The organism is Clostridium algidicarnis, assembly GCF_000703125.1.
In the GTDB taxonomy this organism is placed as follows: Bacteria; Bacillota; Clostridia; order Clostridiales; family Clostridiaceae; genus Clostridium_L; species Clostridium_L algidicarnis.
This window is the reverse complement of record NZ_JNLN01000001.1, coordinates 1,415,665-1,439,331: the sequence shown is the minus strand read 5'-3', so window position 1 is coordinate 1,439,331 and position 23,667 is coordinate 1,415,665. Positions and strand designations below refer to the sequence as shown.

The window sequence follows — 23,667 nt, the reverse complement described above, 5'->3', positions numbered from 1 at the left end:
TGGGGGCGGTTGCCTATAAGTGATGTGAGTTTAATGTAATTAACTTATTTTTATTGTTTTGTTGTTTATGCTATTATTATATAATATAAATTACTTAAAGTCCTTTCCTTACCGTTACAAATTGATTACAAAATGGTTAAATTTACTGTATTAATATATTTAAAATAGTATTTTGGGTAATAATATGAAAAAGAGGAGTGTTTTTATGCATAACTTGGAAAATCATTTAGTTTCTATAAAAATTAAAGATATAGGGGCAGAACTTTGTAGTCTTTATGAGAAACATCATGACATAGAATATATATGGTATGGAGATAAATCTATTTGGGGCCGTAATGCTCCTGTATTGTTTCCTATTGTAGGCAAGGTAAAAGACAATACCTATAAGGTAAATAAAAAAAGCTATTCCTTACCTCAACATGGTTTTGCTAGAGATTGCAATTTTGATCTAATAGAAAAAACAGATACTAGCTTATGTTTTGAGCTTTTATATTCAAAGGAAACCCTTAAGATATATCCCTTTAAATTTAAGCTTCAAATAAAATATAAATTAATAAAAAATATCCTTGAAATAAATTATAAGGTTGTAAATTTAGATAATGATGAAATTTATTTTTCTCTTGGAGCTCATCCAGGTTTTAATTGTCCTTTATATTCTAATGAAAACTTTGATGATTATTATTTAGAGCTAGAAAAGCATGAAACTTTAAATACACTGTGCCTAAATTCAGAGGGATATTTTAATAATAAGTCAAAACCTTTTTTAATGAATGAAAACAAGATTTCTTTAAATTATGATATCTTTAAAGAAGATGCTTTGGTATTTAAAAATCTTAAATCTGAAAGTGTAACCCTAAAAAGCACTAAAAACCAAAGACAGGTTAAAGTGAGCTTTAAAGACTTTCCTTACCTTGGCATATGGACAAAAGGTGAAGATGCTCCTTTTGTTTGCATAGAACCCTGGTATGGCCATGCTGATTTCGAAGACTTCACTGGTGAATTCAAAAATAAAGAAGGAATTTTAAAGTTAAATATAAATGAAGAATTTAATGCAAAGATGTCTATAGAGGTATCCTAAAAGGTACCTCTTTTTAACCTATTCTATTTTTAATTTTACAGGATTATTTTATTGTATTTTCTAATTCCTTTGGGTTCATTATTCTATTATAGGGTAGCCACTCTTTTGGTAGTAAGCTTTGATAACTTTTATAGTTGTATCTTTCGTCTATTAAAATTAATATGCCCTTATCATTTTCTGTTCTTATAACTCTTCCTGCTGCCTGCTTAACCTTATTCATGCCAGGATATATATAGGCATATTCAAAGCCTTTATTATTATTTGCATCATAATAATCCTTTATTATATCTCTTTCAGTGCCAACCATAGGAAGTCCAACCCCCACTATAAGGGCCCCTGTAAGCTTATTCCCTACAAGGTCTATGCTTTCTCCAAATACTCCTCCAAGCACAGTAAATGCTAGAAGGGTATTCTCCCTTTCTTCTTTGAACTCATTTAAAAATTCTTCCCTCTTTTCTTCTGTCATGGATGTTTCCTGAACTATTATATCAATGGTTTTATTAGCTTTATCCATGGTTTCGTTATTTTCATGCACAGTTGCATTATCTTCATCCACAGTTTCCTTTATATTATCCCCATGTAATTCTTTATAACATTCCAAAACTGAATTCATATATTTATAAGAAGGGAAAAAGATCATATAATTTCCCTTTTTACTATTACCTAGAGTATAAATATAATTTGCAATGACTTCATAGCTATCTTCTCTTTTGGTGTATTTAGTAGACACATTATTCACTAACAAAACTTCTAAATTTTCCTTTGGAAATGGTGAGTCCAGTCTTATAACATAGTCCTTGGAATCTCCTCCTAAAAGGTCTTTAAAATAATCCATAGGATCTAATGTGGCTGAAAAAAATACTGTGGAAGTTACAATTTCCATTACATTATTTATACTTCGAGAAGGGTCTACACAAAACATCTTTAACTTAAAATCTCCATTTTCAAGACCCCAATAAGTTACGTAATCTTTATTATAATTTTCTCCTATATTTAAAAAGGAATTAAAGTTAAAATATAATTCTAATATTTCAGCAAATCCTTCTGTATTCTTATTTTTAATTAGGTATTCTTCTGATTCTTTCATAAAATTTTTAAGAAGGGGGTATAGCTCCTCTGGTGGAGTCTTTTCTACTATAAACCTTCCTTTTTTATCTTCTAGCTCATGCCTTAAATTAATTAAGTAGGAATTTATACTATTTAAGGCTTTGTAAATCCCGTTAGATTTCCCCTTAATTATCTTCTTTCCAATCAAAACCTTGCTTTTTATAATTTCTGACGAAAACATTTCTCTAGATCTTTCTACCATATTATGCGCTTCATCTATAAGTAACAGATAACCCTCTTTACCTTTCTTTTGGTCTTTGTCGAAAAACCGTTTTAAAGAGGCACTTGGATCGAAAACATAATTATAATCGCATATTATGGCATCACAAAACAAGGATAGGTCTAATGAAAATTCAAAGGGACACACCCTGTGTTTTTTAGCATAAACTTCTATATTTTCTCTATTTAAATTATCTTCATTTTCTAGCATATCAAATAAAGCTTCGTTAACCCTATCAAAATGACCATCTGCATAAATACATTCTGACTTTGTGCATATCTTTTCTTCGGTGAAGCAAATCTTATCTTTTGCTGTAATTGTTATGTTTTTTAATTTCAATCCATTTTTTCTTAATTTACCAAAGGTATCCTCTGCTACAATTCTTGTTGGAGTTTTAGCTGTTAGATAAAATATTTTAGATAAATGCCCTTTTCCTAAAGCTTTAACCGCTGGAAAAATGGTTGAAATAGTTTTTCCTATACCCGTTGGAGCCTTTGCGAATATCTTTTTGCCATCTCTTATTGTTCCGTAAACTGCTACAGCAAGTTCTCTTTGACCTTTTCTATAGCCTTTAAATGGAAAACTTATAAGTTCTATTGAACTGTCCCTTAAACTTTTCCACTCTAAAGTAAACATGGCGAACTTATGATAGCCTTTAATAAGTTCTAAAAAAAAGTCTTCTAGTTCTTTTATGTTAAACCTTTTTAAAAAGGTCTTAGTATCATCAGTGTCCACATTGTAATATATTAACTCCACACTAGCCTTTTTTCCAGAAAGTTCTCTTTCTTTTTCATTTTCCATCAAGAACATATAGGCATAACATTTAGCTTGAGCCCAATGTAGCTCATTATAATCAATATCAATTAAGGATAAATCTCTGGTAGTGCTCTTTATTTCTTCAATAGTTATATCTACTTTTTCTTGTCCATTTCCTATTTCAGATTGATTTTCATTTATTAAAAGTCCATCTGCTCTTCCTTCTACAAGGATGGTTAAATCTTTATAAAATGTTTTATGACTTAAAAAGGCTTCTTTTTTATATTCAAAGCCTTCTCTTTTACTATAAGCTTCTTCTTTTATCTTTTGTAGCTTTTTATGAATCATTGTTCCTTGTTGAGCTCTTTTGCTACTAATAAAGCCGCTATCTATGCTTCCCCTTCTTAATACAAACTCAACTAGTTCTCTTACACTTATTTTTGACATATTATTTTCCGGGAAATAGGTCTTTTCTTCTTCTTTTATCATATTTCTACCTTATACAACGCCTTTCTAACTTTAATTTAGAAGCTTACCTGATTGCAGAACTCTAATGTTATTTATAATTATATCTTACATCTCTTTTAATGACTAATTCAAAATTAAAATTGTTAGTAATGATATATGATAGTATAATGGATTTATTGTGAATTTCGTACAACATATTGTCTTATACTAATACTATATTATAAATGTGAGGTTATAAAATTAAAATGAAACTTAAAAATACTTTTATTATAATTATTTTGTACTTAATATTAATCTTTTTAGGCTATGCCATAGGATATTCTTATAAAAATATAGATTCTATCCCTATTAAAAGTGAAGTAAGCACAAATAAAATAGATAGAACTTTAAAGGAACCTGAAATTAAAATTGTTACTGGGGACATTGATTACACAAAAGATCTTAGTGGACTAGTTCCTATAAATATAAGTGAATATGATTTTGTTTTAGATCTTAGATATGCTACAGACAATAACTTCACTGGTAAAAAGGTATATGATGCTTACGTTTCTGTACTCCAAAAGGATACTTTAAATAAACTTATAAGTGCTAATGAGGACTTTAAAGCTTTAGGTTATAGAATAAAGATTTGGGATGCTTATAGACCAGGGCAGGTCCAAGAATACTTTTGGAGTATAGTTCAAGATAGAAGATATATTGCAAGTCCTTACTATAATGGTTCTCGACATAATAGAGGTACTGCTGTGGATTTAACCTTAGTGGATAGCAAAGGTAAAGAGCTTGAAATGCCTACGGGTTTTGATGAGTTTAATACAACAGCCTACAGAAACGCCGTTATGACAAATAGCGCTAAAAAAAATGTGGATTTGTTGACAGAGGTAATGGTCAAAAATGGATTCTCTCCTATAGAAACTGAGTGGTGGCATTTTGATGATATCAATGCAGATAATTATTCTATACAAAACTATCCTCTTTCTAAATTTTTAGTAAATGTGAATTAATGATTAAATAATTTTACTTATATATTAATTAATTTGACATTAAAGATTAATTAATATATAATCTTATTATACCCCCTAGGGGTAGCAAAGCAAATTTAATAATTCTTATATATTTTGGATAACTTTCATTTATTAATACACTATAAATTCATAAATATAAGGGAAACTAATAATATATATTTTATAAGGAGGCAATATAATGAAATTTAATATTGATGAAAATACATCTATTGCTCTAAAAAAATCTTTAGATACTAAAAATAAAGATGCAGTAAGGGTAGTTATAAAAGGTTTTGGCTGAGGTGGCCCTAGTTTTGGAGTTGTTCTGGATGAACAACAATCAGAGGATGATATCTATGTTGAAAACGGAATAAAGGTTGTAGCAGATAAGGAATTTTCCTTTCTATTTGATGATGCTAAAATAGTTCACACTAAAGGAATCTTTGGAGATAACTTTAATATAGTAACAAAATCATCTGATGATGCTGGAAGCTCTTCTTGCAACTAAGCATAAATATATAATAACAAACAAAAAGTCATAAGATTATGTATCTCATGACTTTTTTATTAATTAATTATTTATCTATCTGCATTTCTATCTATCTTCCTACTCACCTATCTGACTACCTACTAACATTCTACCATTCAAGAACTCTTAAAAAAAGTATTTAAAGCTGTGGATAAGGCATTTATGCTTGTAGTTAAGCTTTCTAGCTTTCCTTCGATCCTTATAAGTAAGTATAAAGATACCGCTATAGGAAATCCTACATTGCCTATAAGTGAAATAAAGCCTTCCATATTTATCATCTCCCCTCAATGACTAAATATGCAATTCTTTATAAAGTTCTACATTATATAATATGCCAGTAAAACAAGTTTCCAGTTACTCGTGGTAATCTTCTATTATTCTTTGTACTATTTTTTTTATTACACTAGCTTGTGCTACTAGATTCATAACCATTATGAAGATCTTTATCCTGCCTTCATCACTGTCTTTTAAATTAAGTTCAGCTACTATACTGTTTAGTTTTTCTTCGTTAAAAAATTTATGTTCTGTTAAAAATTCATTTACGCTTTCTTTTTGTATATCTGAAAAAATCTTGTATGCTTTTTCAAAGGATATTATATCATCTGATCTATCATTTATGTCGTTAAATGCTAATCTGAAAACCTTTCTTATTTCTTCTGTAGTAAGCACTGGTCTCATATAACTTAGTAATAAAAGTTGTGCTAGATGAAGCTTTGTATATCCTCTTTTTTTGCTATCTTCTGGCTTTGATATAGCCTCGCTTTTAATGTAGTTTTGAACTATATTATTTGTATATTTTTCTTCTACAAATTTATCATTTAAATAATCAATAACCTGTGATAAAAACAGATCATATTGAGGTAAATCTTCATAGGGTACTAAATTACTATTGGACATCTCTTCTGCTAATTCTAATATGTAATTTACATCAAATTTCTTATCACTCAATAATAAAACCTCCTTTTAATTAATAAATTAAAATTATAAAATATAAGTTACATTTTATAATCCACACTTTATAAGTATTTTTAATATATAATAACATTATACGGTATTCATAAACCCTTTACAAGGTTTCATTATTGGTTATATTGAAATAATCTGTATTATTGTGTATTAATATAATTGATTATTTAAAACAAATAAAGGGATCAGAAAGCTTAATTAATTAGAATTCTGATCCTTTTATACTGCTATATTAGCTTATTTTGATGATTCATAGTCTTCTATGAATTTTTTAATTCCTGAATCTGTTAATGGGTGACTTATCATTTGAACTATTACTTTATATGGTATAGTTGCAATATTTGCACCTGCCTTTGCACATTCCAAAACATGCATTGGTGTTCTTACACTAGCTGCTATAATTTCTGTTTCTATTCCATAAATACTAAATACTTCTGCAATGTCTTGCACCACTGGAATACCACCGTTTCCTATATCATCAAGTCTTCCAACAAATGGGCTAACGTAGCTTGCTCCTGCCTTTGCAGCCAAAAGTGCTTGTTGAGCTGAAAATATTAAAGTTACATTAGTCTTGATTCCTTTTTTTGATAAAGCGCTTACAGCTTTTAGCCCTTCAGCACACATTGGGATCTTAATCACTATGTTTTTATGAAGTTTTATTAATTCTTCAGCTTCTTCTATCATCTTAGTATGCTCTAAACTCATAACTTCTGCACTTATAGGTCCATCTACTATAGAGCAAATTTCCTCTATAACTTCTTTAATATTTCTTCCCTCTTTTGCAATTAAACTAGGATTAGTGGTAACACCATCTATAACTCCAAGTTCTGCTGCCTTTTTTATCTCTTCTATATTAGCAGTATCAATAAATATTTTCAAAATAATTCCTCCTCTTATTTTGGACTTGCTTTGCAATAGTTTACATCTGAATATTTATAAAGTTATCCTTCATAATCTAAAATGGTTTTACTTGTTTTATATACTTGCAAAGCTTTACCTATAATGTATATAATTATATCATATAGCATCATAACTTTACAATTTTAAAACTTTATTAATTAATACTCATTTAAATTTTTTCTAAATATTATTTAATCAATTAATATATTTTCTATATCTTATTCATAAATAAATCTTTAATGGGAATTTTATCAATATTTTTCTTTACCACTTTCTGCCTACTCCTGCTACTCTAATAAATAATTTGACAAAATATCCAGTGTAAAAAAAAACTTTCTTATAAGTTTGTGAAATATTTTTGTGAACTTTATTATCACCTTCTTCATTGTATTGCTATTACATCCTTGTATACCAGGCCTTAAGCTTATTCAAAATGTTTATTATACTTTTATTAACATACTTGACATTTCAATAATATGGTAGTATATTAACATTTGAAACAAATCTTCTAGTTAATATTTCAATTAGAAAAACAGTATCTTAAAAGGTTGACTTTAAGTGGGATTTTTGTTATTATTTAAATGTAAATGTCGAAAGATGTAGAAGGAGGAAACATGATGAAATCAACAGGTGTTGTTAGAAGAGTAGATGAACTTGGTAGAATAGTAATTCCAATAGAACTAAGAAGAACTTTGGATATTGCTGAAAAGGATGCTTTAGAAATATATGTAGATGGCGAACAAATCATATTAAAGAAATATGAGCCAGCTTGTATTTTCTGCGGAGACGCTAGAGATGTAACAAACTATAAAGGAAAAAATATTTGTAAAAGCTGTATGGAAGAATTTAAGAAGTAGTATCTTTTAGATAAATACTTTCAAAATACTTTTAAATAAGTTTATTTAATATTTTAACTTTAGAGTTATTCTAACCTTAAATTACATGCGAATGTAATTTAAGGTACTTACAAAAATTAAACTGTTATCTTTAGGATACAGTTATTAATAAAACCAATAAGATATTGTAGCATTTAAGTTAATTTTACTAAAACTAACTTAACCGCTACATGACTTATTGGTTTTTTTATTTAATATAAACTTATCATAAAAATAGCTTTTGGCTTACATTCCTAATCTTTTCCTTAAAATATATAATAGTATCACTCACTTAATACTATTTACTCAATGCTGTGCTTATAAACCTCTGACTTTGGCATCTTTCTATCTTTTGCTACCATTTTAATTGCTTCCTTTTTTGATATACCACCAGCTATATATTTTTTTATATGTTCTTCAATAGTCATATCTATCCAAAGACTTTCTTTTTCCTCTGATATCTCTTCCGCACTTTTACCTGAGATTACAATTACATATTCTCCCCTAGGCTGAACTGTATCATAGTGAGAAATTATATCATCAATGCTTCCTCTTAAAATTTCTTCATATAATTTAGTAAGTTCTCTGCAAATTCCAATATTTCTATTACCTAAATTTTCTCTTAAAAATGCAAGTGTATCCTTTAATCTATGTGGCGCCTCATATAATATAAGAGTTTCTGTCCTATCTTTTAAGTCTTCTATTATCACTTTTCTATCCTTGTTTTCTCTTGGTAAAAACCCTCTAAATAAAAATTTAGTTGAGTCAAGTCCAGAATAAACCATAGCTGTAATAAGAGCTGTTGCTCCTGGAAGAACTTCTATTTCTATAGACCTTTCTATACACTTTTTGATTATAATACTTCCCGGGTCAGAGATGCCAGGGGTTCCAGCATCACTTACAATTGCAATGTTCTCACCTTGTACTATCTTATTTAATAATTCTTCACTTTTAAATTGCTCATTATGCATATGATAACTTATAAGTGGCTTTTTAATATTAAAATGATTAAGTAACTTTAAGGTTTGCCTTGTATCTTCTGCTGCTATTATATCCACCATATTAAGTACTTCTAATGCCCTTAAAGTTATATCTTTTAAATTACCTATTGGTGTTGGTACTATATAAAGTTTTGCCATATCTTCCTCCTATTTCAACAACTTCTAATGACTTTAAATAACTTCAGATTATTTTAATCACCTTTAACCGTTATATTTTCATTATAAATATTTTTTATTTCTTCGCTATACTCTCCATTTTCCTCATAAATATACAGGGGTGGCTCAAATTTTAGGAAGGCTCCACCATCTCTTTGCCCTTCCACTAAAACTATGTTAGGTGCCTTTTTACTATTAGGATGTACAAGCCTTATAGTCTTAGGTTCTATTTTATGCTTTCTCATAGTACACAGTATGTCTGCTAGCCTTTCTGGTCTATGTACCATGAACATACGACCATTGTCCTTTAATAATATTCTAGAGGCTATTATAACATCTTCTAATGTACAAGCTATCTCATGCCTTGCAATAGCATCCTTATCACTTACATTTAAGATTCCTGACTTATAAACCTTATATGGCGGATTTACTGTTAATACATCTACCTTATCTAAGGTCTTTAAATACTTTAAATCTTTTAGATCTGCACATTTAAAATCTACTTTTTCTTTAAGATCATTTATTATTACAGACCTTTTTGCCATATCTACCATGTCATTTTGTATTTCCAGGGCAGTTATTTTGGAAAATTCTTTTTTACCTGCTATTAAAAGTGGAACTATTCCAGTACCGGTGCAAAGATCCATTATATTACTGTTTCTTTTTGTTTTTGCAAAGTTTGCTAAAAGTACAGCATCTACACCAAATCTAAACCCTCCTGTCTTTTGTATTATATGTATTCCTTTAAGCTGAAGATCATCTAAAGTTTCATCTTCTTTTATGTAGTTTTTATAATCTTCTATCATGATTTAAATCAACCCCTTATTATCCTACTAAATTTTATGGTATTAATATTTTAAACTTAACAAAAAAGCTTTCGGCAAACCCGAAAGCTTTTTTAGGTATTATAAATATATCCTAAATAAGCACGATAGCCCATTTTTCCCCTTAGACTATCATACTTTTAAAGTCTTTATATTTTATCCCATGCTACCATCCGTAACATCCCTATCCTCTTCAAGGTGTGGGATGACGGCTACAACGCCCCTTTATAAGTTCTTCTAAGCATAAGATGGACAGATGTATTCATTATAAGCAAACTCCACCTGAGTCTAAGAATCACTTGATATCTATTAATAATAAGCTACATACTATTTTAAAATTCTTCTAGCACTACTAAATCCGTATATTTGGCCTACTTCTACATTTCTACCTGTACGTGGAGCATGAATCATCTGTCCTCCACCTACGTATATGCCAACATGTCCCACACCATTTGTGAATACTAAATCACCAGGTTGAAGGTCATTATAGGATACAGGAGTTCCACCACCTATTTGATCATAGGTAGTCCTACCTATTCCGTATCCAAAAGCATTATAAACATATGAAGTAAATCCTGAGCAGTCAAATCCTGATGGTGTTGTACCACCATATACATAAGGTATTCCCATAAAATTATAAGCATAATTTACTATGGAGTTACTTGATGCTGGTGCTACGTTACTTCCACCTCTTGATGGAACTATGCTTGGTGCTTTAGCTGCGGCTTCTTTATTCTTAATTACATCTTTACCTTTTTCAATTAAATCAACAACTTCTTCGTCAATAACTACGATGGTTTTTCTAGTTTCTCTTAGTGCTGCTATGGCACTTTTTATATCATCTGATGAACTAGATGAATCTGTAATTATATTTTTTTGAAAAGCTATGATTTTTCTTTCTTTTTCTTTAAGATTAACTTTTATCTTGTCGCTTTCTTCTTTAGCCTTGTCTACTAACTTTTTTTGGTCTTGTTTTTTTATATTTACTTCTGATAATTGCTTTTCATTTTCTATCTTTAATTCATTTAAAGATTTAACTTCACTATCTAAAGCTTGTTTTTTATTATCAAGTTCTAATTTTGTGTCATTAAGCTCTTCTATGATTTTTTTATCTAAATCCATTAATTTGCCTATTGCCTTAACCTTTGAAAAAAGATCTGACATACCTTCAGCTTTAATAATAAGCTCTAGGTATCCTGGTGATCCACTTTTATAAATTGCTCTCATTCTTGTGTCAAAGATTTCTTGCTTTTCTTTAAGCTCTTGTGTTGCCTTATCGATGTCTTTCTTTATTGTTTGTATGTCTTTTTCTTTTTGATTCATAGTAGCTTTGTTTTCATTTAGCTTGTCTTGAAGCCCACCAATTTGTGAATCTAGCTCTTGAAGCTCAGCTTCTAATCCATTTAACTTATCTTCTGCCTTCTCAAATTCTTGTTGTTCTTGCTTTATTTCTGCTTTTTCTGCATCCGTAATCGGAGCTGCAAACGCTTGTACACCAGAAGTCATGATAATCCCCATGGTCATAAAGACTGCTATTAATTTTTTATTCACTATTCCACCCCACTAAAATTTTATTTATACAGGGGTAGTCCCCCATTAGTGTTTCACATCACTGTGACTATTATATACTAAATAAAAACTTCAAACAATAGCAAACTCACTTTTTTACAGACTGTACACAAAGGCTCCTGTCTTGCACCTATTATGATTATATGACTATCTCTTTTTGTAGTATTTATAACCCTTTCCATAAATCACAAGTAGACATATTTAATGTGTTCATTTTATAGAACCCCTGTTTTTCGTTGCAATATCCACCATCGCTTAAAACCTCTATATATCTAGGATTTAAAGCTCTCTTTTTTTGAAAATGTTTACAAGACGCACAAATCTTTTCGTCATAAAAAAATTTACTCATTTTCATAAGATTCCTCCCTTTTTGCTAATATCTACCAATAAACGGGGATAAAGCATTTATGAACTTTTAATGAACATTGTTACTTCATTGTAACTTTTATCTTTTTTATGCCCATTTTTCTTAAACTTACCAATATATCTTTCATTATTATGATGATTTATAATATTTAGATCTTTATTTATTCTATGCTTTATACTGCACTTTATGTGCTTTATTATAATTATTAGCCATTTCCCTTCTTTATATTCACTACTCATATTTAATTCCACCAATTATCTCTATATTGGACATGTCTTTTTTACTTTGGCTAGTCTTGAAATAAGACTTATCTTAATATAAAATATAGTAAGGTAATTCACAAGTTATATATAAATTAAGAGTACAATAAGGATAAACATAGATGAAAAGGAGATTATATAGATTGTATAATTTTATAGAAGTTAAACCTAATGACATTGATAACTTTAGCAAAGAACATTTGAAAGGTCACATATTCCAAACTTCCGGATGGGGTAAGGTAAAAAAAGATTGGATTCCTAAATATATAGCAGGATATGATTCTAATAATAATAATATGATTTTATCTTGTATGATGATTTTAAGGAAAATACCTAAAATGACTTATTACATAGGTTATATTCCTAGGGGCTTCGTGGCAGATTATAACAATAAAGATTTACTTATAGAATTCACAGAATATCTTCGTGAATTTTCAAAATCTAACAAAGTTGCTTTTATTACAATAGATCCTGACATACATTTAAAAGAGGATGAAAAGCTAATTTATAATAGTGAGAAGATTTCAGGATTTTTACAAAGCATTGGATATAATCATAAAGACTCTGTAAACTTTGAAGGAATTCAGCCTAACTTTGTATTTAGGTTAGACCTTCCTACTTCTGAAGACAAGGAAGCTGCAAAAAAGAAGGTGTTTAAAAACTTTTCTAGTAAAACTAGATATAATATAAGAGTTGCTGAAGAGCGTGGACTATCTTATGAAACTTATGATAAATCTAACATAACAGATGAAGTTCTTGAGGAATTTCATAAAATAATGGTGGTTACAGGGAAAAGAGATAACTTTATAACTAGAAATAAGGAATATTTTAAAGAAATGATAAATGACTTATTTCCTTTCTCTAGGTTATATATGATTAAGTATAGTTATGCAAAAGACCTTGAAAGGCTTACTGAGAAGCTTAAAAAACAGCAGGATGCAAATTCTAGAGCTGTTATAAAAATTGAAGAAATTAAAAAAGAGCTCTTAGGAGATATTACTGAAGATAAACTAGAAAAGCTTAATAAAAAGCTTCAAGATAATGAGAATAAACTAAAAGAGTCCGAAAGACAAATAGAAGGCTTTAAAAATAGAATGGAAGATATAAAGCCATATGAAGGCCAGGAGTTCTATATCTCTGGTGCTCTATACTTATATTATGGTGGCAAGGCCTGGTACCTTTACGGTGCCTCTGATGACGTTTTAAGAGATGCTATGCCAAACTTCCTTATGCAATACGCCATGATCAATGACAGTATAGACCTTGGCTGCTATTTATATGACTTTAGAGGAGTTTCTGGAGATTTAAACCCTGAAAACCCTTTGTATGGACTATATAAATTTAAAAAAGGCTTTAATGGAAAGTTTGTAGAGTTTATAGGTGAATTTGATTTGGTAATTAAAAAACCTATTTATAATGCCTTTAAATATGTATTCCCTAGATTTAAAGAAATAAGAAGTAAACTTCGAAATAAAAAGTAACCGTGAAATAATAAATAGACTATAACCTTAAATATCTATAAACAGAGCCTAATATAAGCTATGTTTATAGATATTTTTTTACCTTCATGGATTGCATTAAAGAAGCACCTAGCATAACTCCTATGAACATTACTAATGTAATTTTACCCTCAGATGTAAAATTATCAACTACAGCAACTATTAACCCTAGACTTCCTATAATAATATTATATTTTGCATTAAATCTTATATATCCTTCTTTATCCCTAATATTTTTTGTAGAACTTATCATCTTTTCTCGAAATTTCTTATTAGATAAAACAATTATTCCAAAGATTATAAAGAAGATACTGGTTACAAACATAACTACTGTTGTGGCTTTCATAAACATTCCTCATTTCTAATAATATACTAATACTATTTCCAAAATTGTTCTATAAGAAAACTCCATTTAAACTTAAGACTTATTTTATAATTATATCACACACCAATGTTATTAATATACATTGACTTATAAAAGACATTGTACTATAATAAGTTTTGTTAGCGGGGTGTAGCGCAGATGGGAGCGCGCGTGGTTTGGGACCATGAGGTCGCAGGTTCAATCCCTGTCACCCCGACCAAAAAAAGAGATATAGTTTTCTATATCTCTTTTTTTGATATTATTTTTTATAATACCATGTTTATATATGTTTTATTTTTAAATCTTATGGAAAGTTGTAATTATTATAAATTCCCTATTTTTCTTCGTGAATATTTATGAAAATGTTACATATAAAATTATGTCATATAATCGCAAGTATTGGTATAATATTCATATGTTAATGACAAACTCTTATAATAGGACCTATAGTAAGCTGTTACTATGGAAGGAGGATTTTTATGAATAAAAAGTACAATGATATATTTAAGCTCTTGGTTTCAAGTTATTATAATGATACCTTTGATACGCAGGTAGAAAGCCTACTTAAAGATGAGGCAACTAATAAAGAAACCTTGGGTAAAGTAATTTCCACCTTATGTGGCGTGGACATTGATTATGGTGATGACTTTATAATTAGTTTAAGAAAAGCAATTACTGCTTATCAATCAAAAAATAGAGTAGTAGAAAAATTAAAGGATTGTGATATGAGTTGTTCTAAAGATGGTAAAACTACCGTCTGTCAAAGTGTCTGTCCTTTTAATGCTATATTGGTGGACCCAATTAAAAAAACAACTTACATAGATATGGAAGCTTGCGCTGATTGTGGGCTTTGTGTTGAGGCCTGTGATAGTGGTAACCTTGTAGATAGGGTGGAATTTTTACCTGTACTAGACTTACTTAAATCTGATAAACCTGTAATCGCAGCTGTAGCTCCTGCAATTTCTGGTCAATTTGGTGCAGATGTTACCATGGATCAGTTAAGAGCTGCCTTTATAAAATTAGGATTTAAAGATATGGTAGAGGTAGCATTCTTTGCTGATATGCTAACCTTAAAAGAAGCCGTAGAATTTGATCACCTTGTAAAAACTAAGGAAGACCTTATGATTACTTCTTGTTGCTGTCCTATGTGGGTAGGCATGCTAAAAAGGGTTTATTCGGACCTTGTTAAATATGTGTCCCCTTCTGTGTCACCTATGATAGCTTCTGGCAGGGTTTTAAAAGCTTTAAACAAAGATTGCAAGGTTGTATTTGTAGGACCTTGTATAGCTAAAAAAGCTGAAGCTAAAGAAAAGGATCTTGCGGGAGACATCGATTATGTTTTAACCTTCCATGAGCTTCGTGATATATTTGAAGCCTTAGATATAAATCCTTCAACTCTTACTGGTGTTCCTTCTATGGAATATGCATCTAAGGGAGGAAGATTATATGCAAGAACTGGTGGAGTATCAAAGGCAGTATCCGATGCACTTGAAGATATGTATCCTGAAAAACATAAGTTATTAAATCCAATTCAAGCAAATGGCGTTAAGGAATGTAAGGTTGTGCTAGAACAAGTTAAAAACGGAACTCTTAAAGCTAACTTTATAGAAGGCATGGGCTGCGTTGGAGGTTGTGTTGGTGGTCCTAAAGCACTAATACCTAAGGAAGATGGTAAAAGGTTTGTAGATGACTTTGCTACAGCTTCCACCATAAAGGTAGCCACTCATAGCGAAATAATGGATGATATCCTTGGTAGAATAAATATAACCTCTAGAAAAGACTTCACAGATGAAAAGAAAATAGAAATCTTTGAAAGACATTTTTAACCTTTAATCTAGTAATATAAAAAGCTTACAGTTATAAATTAAACTGTAAGCTTTTTATTATCTCTTTTTATTGTTTTGCTAAAATATATCTGTTTTTGTTTCATCTTTAATTTCTTATTTTAATCCTATAAAGGTTGAATGCATTTCTCGTTCCTCTTCTTTTGGAAGGCTCATGTAATCTCCATAAGTTTTTGTAAGCAAAGAATTGAAATCCTTTGGTCCCCAAAACTTTTCACCTTCAAATTCCATAAGTGTTAGTGGGAAAATTTCCTCTTCACTAAACTCATTTGGCCATGTAAGATCTACTCCATAATAAAAATTAGGTGATTTTGATCTCTTGCTCCACTTTAGTGTAGAATACAATATTTTTCTAACTGTCCTATAAGGTATAAGTTTACCTATAAGTTGAAGAAAGGACCTTGTTATAGACTTTATATTTATACCATCTTCAAAGCTAATATCCATTTTCATATTAATTAAAAGCTTGGATAAACCTTTTTGGATTCCATGCTTTAATCTTGTATCTGGAACCCTATCTAGAGGAAATATGTCAATATATATACCATTATGGTAGGTTTTTTCTTCCTCACCCTTTTCTATAAGCACACTACTGTTATGTCTTATCTTCATAGGTATATTGTACAAATCATAATTTGGATCTGTATCTACTGTCTGTAAAAAAAGCTCCTTTGGTAGCTCATCTTTTGCTACTTCTTTAAATATTTCATAATCATTTCTAGGCATTGCTATATCCAAATCGTCATCCCAAGGTATGAATCCCTTATGCCTTACTGCACCTAAAAGTGTTCCATCTGTAATAAAATATGTTAGACCATACTTTTCAGATAGTTTGTGTACTTCTTTTAGTATATTTAGCATTATACCTTGAGCTTCCTTTAAGGAGCAAGCTGTAGCTATAGTGTTAATATTATTTTCTTTAACTCTACTGCATAAATGATCATCTACATCATCTAGGGCACTTAATTCATCTTTTATCGACATTATTTATCTTCTCTCCATTACAATTATAATTAATCTAGGTTTAACATTTATATTATATAAAACTAGATTATTTAAATATTATTTTTTCTTGAACATTGTTTTTTATAAACTCTATTATACTATATTCTCTAAATTCTATTATACTATATTTTTATAAATATTTTGAAGATTGTTCATATATATATCTATATTATAGTTTTCAAACAAATATTTATATGCGTTTTCCACCATTATATTTCTTTCATCTTTTAAGTAATACATTTTCGTCATTGCTTCATAAAGACTTTTTTCATCTCTTGTTTTTAGTATTATGCCATTATAATTATCCTTAATAAGATTTTTCACACCTGCAACCGGGGTTGAAATCACTGGTATTTTCATTGCCATAGCTTCTAATACAGCCATAGGTAGTCCTTCTAGCTTTGAGGGTAATATAAATGTATCAAACATATTAAGATAGCTATATACATCCTTTTGATATCCTTCAAATAATACCTTTTTCTCTAGTCCATAATCTTTGACCATTGCCTCTAATCTTTCTCTCTCAGGCCCATCTCCTACTATTACAAGCATACTTCCTTGTATCTTTTTAGATATCTCATTAAAACTATTTATCAAAAGGTCTACCCCTTTTATATCTAAAAGCCTTCCAAGAAAACCAAATACATAAGTATCATTTTTAATATTAAGCTTATGCCTCATTTCTTCCTTTGGAATTATGGATTTACCCTTAAGTTCATTAAAATTAAAAGAATTATTTAATACCTTAATCTTATCTTTTGAAATTTTTTTATTATATTTTAGGTAATGCTCTTTTACCATATCCGAACAGGCAATGGACATTTTGTAGCTCCCCCTATAAAATGCATCTATATACTTTAATGGGGACATACCTTCTAACCAAGGATAGGAACTATGCATATGTGATATCATCGGTATATTAAGGCCTTTAGACGCTATCCTAGCTGCTATGGATGCTTTAACGTCATGAGCATGCAAGATATCTATTGAACTTTCTTTTAAATAAGCTTTAAGTTTTTTTATTTCTCTAGGATTTAACGAACTAAGATCTGCCACATAAGTTTTAATTCCTGCGTTTTCGTATAAATCTTTAAGGTCTCCGCCTTTGCAAAGAGCAAAGGGCAAAAATCTTTCTTTATCTAAATTACTTTCAATATCTAAAACTACCTTTTCAGCACCACTTAATTTATCTGTAGTAACTACATGCATGACTTTTAACTTTTCCATAGCACACTCACCTTCTATTTAAATAAACTTTAAGATGCCTACATAATATAAGCACCTTAATTTATCTTACTCTTTAATTATTAGCTCTAAGTTATGCGGTATTCTTTCATTTTCAGGAGGTAACTCCATGTAATTTCCAAAAAGTTTAGTAAGATAAGCATCATAGTTATAAGGTGCATAAAATATGCCATCTTCAAATTGAATTTCTGTTAATGGAAATATATTTTTCTTTTCAATATAAAAGTTCCAATAGGCAACTTCCATTGAATACCCTATAATATCATTGTCTTCACCCTTAGATTTTTGTATGTATTTATCTCTTTTCTTATATATATAATCAAAAACCTTTTTCTTTTCCATGAATGTAAATGGGAATAATATAACCTTTGCAAAAAACTTTATAATATTTTTTATAAATATCTTTTTACTTTTAACCTTTTCGAAGGGCTCTTTTACTAAAATTAATGTTCTATAAATAGGATTAAACTTTTTCTTATACTTTAGATACTTATCTGTGTCAGTGTAATCATCCATTGGGAATATATCAATAAACAAACCATTATGATAATTTCCTATCTTATATTCCACAATTTCACTATTATTATCCCTAACCTTAGTCCATAGCATGTCATATTCTAAATCTGAATAATTAGTTTGTAAAAATAAGTGTTTAGGTAGCTTTTCCTTAGCTATAAGCTTAAATCTTTCATAGTCAGACCTTGGCATTACAATATCTATATCATCATCCCAAGGTATGAAACCTTTGTGTCTTGCCGCCCCTAAAAGAGTTCCAGAATCTAACCAATAGCTTATATCATTTTCCCTACACATTTTATCTACATCTTTTAATATTTCTAGCATCCTTCTTTGAGCTTTTTGCAAATTACTGTCCTTAGTATTATCAGCCTTATTATCCATTTTTACACCTCATAACTTTAATAATAAAATCTTCTATTAAGTTCTTCCTCTTCTTCTTTTGTTAATACAGATTTTAAACTAAGGTTGTGGTAGACCTGCTTGTCTACATTTGGTATTTGCATATAATTTCCATATAGTTCTTTTAGGATAGCATCTGTATTTCTTGGAACCATAAATTCTGCATCTTCAAATTTCATCTTTTTAGTAATTGGTAAAACATCTTCTGCATTAAAACCCACATCCCAATTTAAAACTTCTGTGCCATAACCATAATTAGTCTTAGAATTTTTCTTTATATTTTCTATTCTTTTATTTTTAGATTTTATATTCATCTCATATATTTTATTATAATCAAATATAGCAAATACAAAAAACACTATTTTCAAAAGAATCTTAATTATATTTTTAGGAAAATTCATTCCCTTTAAAATTGGCTTTTTTAAGGGGGCATTTATAGCTTGTACTTTTATATATGAAAGCTTGTGTATTTTTTCAACAAAGTTTCTTTTAAAGAAATTATTAGAATAAGAATCCATTGGAAATATATCAATATAAAGTCCTTGATGATATTTAGCATCTTCTGATAAAACTATCTTACTTTTTCTATCCTTTATTTGAGTCCATGTATTTCCTGCAAATTCTGTAGTATCTAAATTTTGTACATATAGATCATCTGGAAGTTCCTCTTTTGCAACTTTTAAGAACTTCTCGTAGTCCTCTCTTGGCATCGCTATATCTATATCATCATCCCAGGGTATAAATCCTTCATGTCTCACAGCACCAAGAAGTGTACCTGAATCTAGCCAGTATGTTAATGAATTTTTTTCACAAACATAAGTTACTATCTTTAGTATTCTAAGTAGTATTAGCTGACATTGTCTAAGCTCAGTTTCTTTTAAATTTTCTAATCTTTTATCTGGAAACAATTCATCGAAATCAACCTTATGCTGGGTCTTTAAACCTTCTTCAATATTTTCTTTAAGTTTTTCCTTATATACTAATTCCATATATATACCCTCTTTATATTTATTAGTTTAATATTATATATAATATAACCTATAAACTACAATCTCATAAACAAATTATAATAGTCTTCTTTAATCTTATCCCAATGAAATAACTCTCTGGCCTTTTCGTAGCCCTTTTGATTCATATCATCACTTCTTAATGTATCTAATATTAATAAAGACAAATCATCTTTATTTTTATTATAAAATCTAACTTCATCCGCGTTAAAATATTTTGCAATAGGAAGACTTGATGATATTATAACATGTTTTTTATGAAGTAGTGACTCTACTATAGACATACCAAAAGTTTCAAACTCACTTATTTGAATAAATACATCCATTTCCTCATAAATATTATTGATCATATTAGTATCTACATATCCTGTGAACACTATGTGGGCATAATTTTTATATTTGTCCATTATGCTTATAGAATACTCACTATCCTTTTCTCCTGTTACTAACAAACAAGAGTTTTCATAAAGATCTTTATTATTTATAAAGCTTTCTAAAATTGTATCTATGTTTTTTATCTTTCTTACTCCTACAGTAAATAATGTGTTTTTATCTGCTTCAATATTATAAAGACTTCTTATATCTATCTTTTCTTTTATGGGTATTATGCTTACCCCATTATTTATAACTTCAATGTTTTCTTCTAAAAGCGAAGGATAATACTTTAACACTTCTAATTTTAAGTCTTTCGAAACAGCTATTATTTTATCACATCTTTTTAAGAAAACTCCTTCAATAAAAGCATGCCTCGCCTTAAAGGATCCATTTATAACTTTTTCTTTTTTTACGAGTCCATGCATTGTATAAACTATCTTAACCTTATGCTTAAACTTAAGGTAAGTAGCGTATATTGCAATGGATGAATGATACCTTGCAATATAAATTACCTTTATATCTTTATCTTTTATATAAGAAGAGATATGCTTTAAATCTCCTCTTGCTTCTTTTTCATTTACATTTTCAAATTCTACCTTTTCACCTGGTGATTCATTTGTCTGTAATCCATAAAAATAAAAGTTTTCTTTATCTTTAGAAAGTCTATTATAAAGAATATTTCCTATTTTTTGAGGCGCTGAGGTTATATCTTCTTCATTATCCCATCTTACGCCTATAAATAATACATTCATTAACTTCACCTCTGTCTTTTCGTTAAAAGGGTGCTTCCATAGCCCAATACAAAATTAGTTATTATAGACATAAATCCTATTTCCCCTATATAAACCTCTTCCATTTGCATATACATAAATATTACAGCTAATAAAATAATTATAATGGAGGATTCAATTTCTATTTCTCTACGTTTTATCATATTAATAGTAAGTTTTAGCGGTATAGCAAAATACATTGCTAAAAATAGTACAAGTCCAAGCATCCCATTAGATGCAAAATATCTAACTAAAGTGTTATGGTAACTTATTCTATCTACCCCTTCACTTCTTTCACTTATAACATTAACTACATCTATTCTATCCAAAATATTATATTTTAATCCATCTCCAAAATAAATGTATTCTTTGTAGTTATCACCTACAGCCTTCCATATAATATTTCTATTATTAAACCCCTTGCTGTTTTTTTCTTTTAGCATATCATCTGCTGTTCTTTCTTCTGAAACATAATCTTTATTAAGTAACTTATTTATGTATCCTCTATATTCTGGAAGCTTTATAATAGAAAACATTATTAAGTTACATACTATAAATAGTATAACATTATTTTTAGAAAATATTTCAACTAATAATTCTTTCTTTTTAGCCAAAAGGAGAATAAAAATGAATACAAAATATGCAATTAAAGCTACAATACTTGTTCTAGCTACTGTTAAATAAATCATGTACATTTGAAATATTAATAAAAAAGCTGTATATTTATTGCTCTTTTTATTTAATCCTTCTATGAATAAATTAAAGCCACATATAATTGATATAAAAAGATAAGTTCCAAATCCATTTACGTTTCCATACATAGCCGCTGGATTATAAGAAGGCCAATCACTTATAACTACTCCAAAAATCTTGTTAGATAAAGTTATGAATTGATATAGTCCTACCACTGAATGGAATACACCAAGTATGAATATAAATTTTGATATATTATGTATTAAAATCTTTTTATTTTCTTTTGTTATATTATAAATGTAAATTTCAGTTAAAATTATATAAAATATAATCATAAACCAAACTTTGAATGTATATAATAAAGAGCCTCGTCCCTGATAATTATATAAGTAACTTATGCTAACCCATACAGAATATAAAATGAGAAGTATATTATATTTATTAGTTACTAGCTTTTTTATATCTATATTCCTTCTAAAATCTTTTAGGATTAAAAATGCATAGGTAAAGGATAATACTAAAAACCCTATCCAAAAGGCTTTCATCCCTACATAATCTAATGAATACCATCCTGTGGTTGATACAAATAATATAATTATGGGTATAAGTGTCTCTATATACGAATTTTTATTTTTACTGGTCAATCCAGCACCTCCTAGTTATATGAAAGTTTATATTCCAATTTATAATCCTATCACTATAGTTAATTTTGTGCAATAAATAGAGTATATAAATAATTAAATTTACTGTCAAGTAATAAAACTTTTATTGGATATTATACCTATTAATGCGGCCATAATCCACTAATCCGTTTCACATTTTTAATATATTTTATACAAACGTTACTAATTTGTAATTTTTCTCATGTTATTTTAGGTTTATAATAGTAAAGGGTATTTACTTAGTTTTATTTTGAATTATAATATTCATTTATGATTTCCTCACTTATTGGAGGTGTTAATGTGGAAACTAAAAATAGCACAAAGTCTTCTCATCATAAAATTTTGCTATTAATAACCTTTTCTCTTATATTTGTTTCAATTATATCCTTTACGTTTTATCAAAAATTTGAAGATAAAATACCTGTTTTGATGTATCATTCTGTTCAAGAAACTAAGGTTTCTGAAATAACTATAAGTAAAAAATATTTTGTAAAACAACTAAAGTATTTAAAAGCTAACGGTTTTAAAACTTTAACTTTAGATGAGCTATACGACCATCTAAATACTGGGAAAAAGATTCCTAGAAAAAGTGTAGTATTAACCTTTGATGATGGGTACAAAGATAATTACACCATAGTATATCCTCTACTAAAGCAGTATGGATTTAAAGCTACTGTTTTTGTACAAACTGATAAAACAGATAAAGATGATTATTTTTTAACCTCTTCCCAGATTAAAGAGTTAAGTGAAAATGGAGTGGAAATAGGATCACATACCGTAACCCATAGGGACCTTTCTACTTTATCTAACGAGGATCAAGAAAAAGAGTTATCAGACTCAAAGATTGCTCTAGAAAAAATATTAGGTAAACCTGTTAACTACATAGCTTATCCTTACGGTTCTTGTAATGATGAGTCAAAAAAGATAGCCAAGAACTTAGGTTATAAGGGAGCTATAGGCATCTTAGACCAATATACCAATGAGGATACTGATGTGTTTGAAATCAGTAGGAGAGCAGTTATTGAAGATATGGACAACTTTCTTGGTAAAGTTGAAAAAAATAATTATTATATGGGAAAGTATAAATTTAGAAAGCTTAGAAGAATAATATTATCTAAATTTTAATTCCTATTAAAGACCTTACAGATTATATTTAAATACTTAACCAAAAAAAGTGCCTTTATATAAAGACACTTTTTATTTTTTTA

At 28.9% G+C, this 23,667-nt stretch carries 22 protein-coding genes and 1 tRNA gene; 7 read left to right on the top strand and 16 right to left on the bottom strand.

All coding sequences use genetic code 11. The annotated features are described in order from the left end of the window. Positions 1–205 precede the first annotated feature (205 nt). Complete coding sequence (locus BV55_RS0107115; RefSeq protein WP_029452129.1) at positions 206–1,078, top strand: aldose 1-epimerase family protein; 873 nt, start codon at positions 206–208, stop codon at positions 1,076–1,078. A gap of 43 nt (positions 1,079–1,121) precedes the next feature. Here BV55_RS0107115 and BV55_RS0107110 read toward each other — a convergent pair whose 3' ends face one another. Further along, positions 1,122–3,650, bottom strand: a complete 2,529-nt coding sequence (locus BV55_RS0107110; RefSeq protein WP_051652435.1) for an ATP-dependent DNA helicase — start codon at positions 3,648–3,650, stop codon at positions 1,122–1,124. 257 nt (positions 3,651–3,907) lie between these two features. Here BV55_RS0107110 and BV55_RS0107105 point away from each other — a divergent pair, with 257 nt between their 5' ends. After that, complete coding sequence (locus BV55_RS0107105) at positions 3,908–4,630, top strand: M15 family metallopeptidase (RefSeq protein WP_207640793.1); 723 nt, start codon at positions 3,908–3,910, stop codon at positions 4,628–4,630. Between the two features lie 645 nt (positions 4,631–5,275). On the opposite strand, the gene BV55_RS15320 is transcribed toward BV55_RS0107105, so the two are convergent. The 3 genes from BV55_RS15320 to fsa all read right to left on the bottom strand — a co-directional run bounded on the left by BV55_RS15320 (position 5,276) and on the right by fsa (position 7,004). Then, positions 5,276–5,428, bottom strand: a complete 153-nt coding sequence (locus BV55_RS15320; protein ID WP_084170506.1) for a YvrJ family protein — start codon at positions 5,426–5,428, stop codon at positions 5,276–5,278. A gap of 85 nt (positions 5,429–5,513) precedes the next feature. Further along, a complete protein-coding gene (locus tag BV55_RS0107090; protein ID WP_051652540.1) occupies positions 5,514–6,056 on the bottom strand; it encodes a DUF1836 domain-containing protein in 543 nt (180 codons plus the stop codon). A 306-nt stretch (positions 6,057–6,362) separates the two neighbouring features. Continuing rightward, the gene (gene fsa / locus BV55_RS0107085) at positions 6,363–7,004 is read right to left on the bottom strand and encodes a fructose-6-phosphate aldolase (protein WP_029452124.1); all 642 of its coding nucleotides are present in this window, start codon (positions 7,002–7,004) and stop codon (positions 6,363–6,365) included. Between the two features lie 638 nt (positions 7,005–7,642). On the opposite strand from fsa, the gene BV55_RS0107080 reads away from it, so the two are divergent. Beyond that, positions 7,643–7,882 (top strand): AbrB/MazE/SpoVT family DNA-binding domain-containing protein, encoded by a 240-nt coding sequence (locus BV55_RS0107080; RefSeq protein ID WP_029452123.1) that lies wholly within the window; start codon positions 7,643–7,645, stop codon positions 7,880–7,882. A 320-nt stretch (positions 7,883–8,202) separates the two neighbouring features. On the opposite strand, the gene rsmI is transcribed toward BV55_RS0107080, so the two are convergent. From rsmI to BV55_RS0107055, 5 genes are all read right to left on the bottom strand, one after another. Beyond that, entirely contained in the window at positions 8,203–9,039 is an 837-nt protein-coding gene (gene rsmI, locus BV55_RS0107075; protein ID WP_029452122.1) for a 16S rRNA (cytidine(1402)-2'-O)-methyltransferase, read from the bottom strand. Positions 9,040–9,092: 53 nt separating this feature from the next. Continuing rightward, the gene (locus tag BV55_RS0107070; RefSeq protein WP_029452121.1) at positions 9,093–9,863 is read right to left on the bottom strand and encodes a tRNA1(Val) (adenine(37)-N6)-methyltransferase; all 771 of its coding nucleotides are present in this window, start codon (positions 9,861–9,863) and stop codon (positions 9,093–9,095) included. Positions 9,864–10,208: 345 nt separating this feature from the next. Beyond that, positions 10,209–11,432 carry a C40 family peptidase gene (locus BV55_RS0107065; RefSeq protein WP_029452120.1) on the bottom strand — a complete coding sequence of 408 codons (1,224 nt, stop codon included), beginning with the start codon at positions 11,430–11,432 and terminating at the stop codon, positions 10,209–10,211. Between the two features lie 184 nt (positions 11,433–11,616). Then, positions 11,617–11,805 (bottom strand): hypothetical protein, encoded by a 189-nt coding sequence (locus tag BV55_RS0107060; RefSeq protein WP_029452119.1) that lies wholly within the window; start codon positions 11,803–11,805, stop codon positions 11,617–11,619. 50 nt (positions 11,806–11,855) lie between these two features. Next, positions 11,856–12,056 carry a hypothetical protein gene (locus BV55_RS0107055; RefSeq protein WP_029452118.1) on the bottom strand — a complete coding sequence of 67 codons (201 nt, stop codon included), beginning with the start codon at positions 12,054–12,056 and terminating at the stop codon, positions 11,856–11,858. Between the two features lie 164 nt (positions 12,057–12,220). Between BV55_RS0107055 and BV55_RS0107050 the strand changes: the two genes are divergently transcribed. Continuing rightward, entirely contained in the window at positions 12,221–13,558 is a 1,338-nt protein-coding gene (locus BV55_RS0107050) for a peptidoglycan bridge formation glycyltransferase FemA/FemB family protein (RefSeq protein WP_029452117.1), read from the top strand. A gap of 64 nt (positions 13,559–13,622) precedes the next feature. Here BV55_RS0107050 and BV55_RS0107045 read toward each other — a convergent pair whose 3' ends face one another. Beyond that, positions 13,623–13,922, bottom strand: coding sequence for a hypothetical protein (locus BV55_RS0107045; protein ID WP_029452115.1), 300 nt, complete (start codon positions 13,920–13,922; stop codon positions 13,623–13,625). A 162-nt stretch (positions 13,923–14,084) separates the two neighbouring features. Here BV55_RS0107045 and BV55_RS0107040 point away from each other — a divergent pair. Continuing rightward, a tRNA-Pro gene (locus tag BV55_RS0107040) sits at positions 14,085–14,160 on the top strand. Positions 14,161–14,419: 259 nt separating this feature from the next. Next, positions 14,420–15,766: a [Fe-Fe] hydrogenase large subunit C-terminal domain-containing protein gene (locus BV55_RS0107035; RefSeq protein ID WP_029452114.1), complete on the top strand. Its 1,347-nt coding sequence runs from the start codon at positions 14,420–14,422 to the stop codon at positions 15,764–15,766. Positions 15,767–15,880: 114 nt separating this feature from the next. On the opposite strand, the gene BV55_RS0107030 is transcribed toward BV55_RS0107035, so the two are convergent. The 6 genes from BV55_RS0107030 to BV55_RS0107005 form a co-directional block, all read right to left on the bottom strand. After that, a complete protein-coding gene (locus BV55_RS0107030) occupies positions 15,881–16,768 on the bottom strand; it encodes a LicD family protein (RefSeq protein WP_084170505.1) in 888 nt (295 codons plus the stop codon). A gap of 138 nt (positions 16,769–16,906) precedes the next feature. After that, a complete protein-coding gene (locus tag BV55_RS0107025; protein WP_029452112.1) occupies positions 16,907–18,016 on the bottom strand; it encodes a glycosyltransferase in 1,110 nt (369 codons plus the stop codon). Positions 18,017–18,082: 66 nt separating this feature from the next. Beyond that, on the bottom strand, positions 18,083–18,934 hold the full coding sequence (locus BV55_RS0107020) for a LicD family protein (protein ID WP_029452111.1): 852 nt from the start codon (positions 18,932–18,934) through the stop codon (positions 18,083–18,085). 17 nt (positions 18,935–18,951) lie between these two features. Then, complete coding sequence (locus BV55_RS0107015) at positions 18,952–19,941, bottom strand: LicD family protein (protein WP_029452110.1); 990 nt, start codon at positions 19,939–19,941, stop codon at positions 18,952–18,954. Positions 19,942–19,997: 56 nt separating this feature from the next. Continuing rightward, complete coding sequence (locus BV55_RS0107010; RefSeq protein ID WP_029452109.1) at positions 19,998–21,086, bottom strand: glycosyltransferase family 4 protein; 1,089 nt, start codon at positions 21,084–21,086, stop codon at positions 19,998–20,000. Between the two features lie 5 nt (positions 21,087–21,091). After that, the gene (locus tag BV55_RS0107005) at positions 21,092–22,441 is read right to left on the bottom strand and encodes an O-antigen ligase family protein (protein ID WP_029452107.1); all 1,350 of its coding nucleotides are present in this window, start codon (positions 22,439–22,441) and stop codon (positions 21,092–21,094) included. A 318-nt stretch (positions 22,442–22,759) separates the two neighbouring features. On the opposite strand from BV55_RS0107005, the gene BV55_RS0107000 reads away from it, so the two are divergent. Further along, positions 22,760–23,584 carry a polysaccharide deacetylase family protein gene (locus tag BV55_RS0107000; protein ID WP_051652433.1) on the top strand — a complete coding sequence of 275 codons (825 nt, stop codon included), beginning with the start codon at positions 22,760–22,762 and terminating at the stop codon, positions 23,582–23,584. Positions 23,585–23,667: the final 83 nt, after the last annotated feature.

Bases quoted from the DNA above. Each gene is read 5' to 3' on its own strand.
- BV55_RS0107115 (WP_029452129.1), top strand. From the start codon at position 206: ATGCATAACTTGGAAAATCATTTAGTTTCTATAAAAATTAAAGATATA.
- BV55_RS0107110 (WP_051652435.1), bottom strand. From the start codon at position 3,650: ATGATAAAAGAAGAAGAAAAGACCTATTTCCCGGAAAATAATATGTCA.
- BV55_RS15320 (WP_084170506.1), bottom strand. From the start codon at position 5,428: ATGGAAGGCTTTATTTCACTTATAGGCAATGTAGGATTTCCTATAGCG.
- BV55_RS0107090 (WP_051652540.1), bottom strand. From the start codon at position 6,056: ATGTCCAATAGTAATTTAGTACCCTATGAAGATTTACCTCAATATGAT.
- BV55_RS0107080 (WP_029452123.1), top strand. From the start codon at position 7,643: ATGAAATCAACAGGTGTTGTTAGAAGAGTAGATGAACTTGGTAGAATA.
- rsmI (WP_029452122.1), bottom strand. From the start codon at position 9,039: ATGGCAAAACTTTATATAGTACCAACACCAATAGGTAATTTAAAAGAT.
- BV55_RS0107070 (WP_029452121.1), bottom strand. From the start codon at position 9,863: ATGATAGAAGATTATAAAAACTACATAAAAGAAGATGAAACTTTAGAT.
- BV55_RS0107060 (WP_029452119.1), bottom strand. From the start codon at position 11,805: ATGAAAATGAGTAAATTTTTTTATGACGAAAAGATTTGTGCGTCTTGT.
- BV55_RS0107055 (WP_029452118.1), bottom strand. From the start codon at position 12,056: ATGAGTAGTGAATATAAAGAAGGGAAATGGCTAATAATTATAATAAAG.
- BV55_RS0107045 (WP_029452115.1), bottom strand. From the start codon at position 13,922: ATGAAAGCCACAACAGTAGTTATGTTTGTAACCAGTATCTTCTTTATA.
- BV55_RS0107035 (WP_029452114.1), top strand. From the start codon at position 14,420: ATGAATAAAAAGTACAATGATATATTTAAGCTCTTGGTTTCAAGTTAT.
- BV55_RS0107030 (WP_084170505.1), bottom strand. From the start codon at position 16,768: ATGTCGATAAAAGATGAATTAAGTGCCCTAGATGATGTAGATGATCAT.
- BV55_RS0107025 (WP_029452112.1), bottom strand. From the start codon at position 18,016: ATGGAAAAGTTAAAAGTCATGCATGTAGTTACTACAGATAAATTAAGT.
- BV55_RS0107020 (WP_029452111.1), bottom strand. From the start codon at position 18,934: ATGGATAATAAGGCTGATAATACTAAGGACAGTAATTTGCAAAAAGCT.
- BV55_RS0107015 (WP_029452110.1), bottom strand. From the start codon at position 19,941: ATGGAATTAGTATATAAGGAAAAACTTAAAGAAAATATTGAAGAAGGT.
- BV55_RS0107010 (WP_029452109.1), bottom strand. From the start codon at position 21,086: ATGAATGTATTATTTATAGGCGTAAGATGGGATAATGAAGAAGATATA.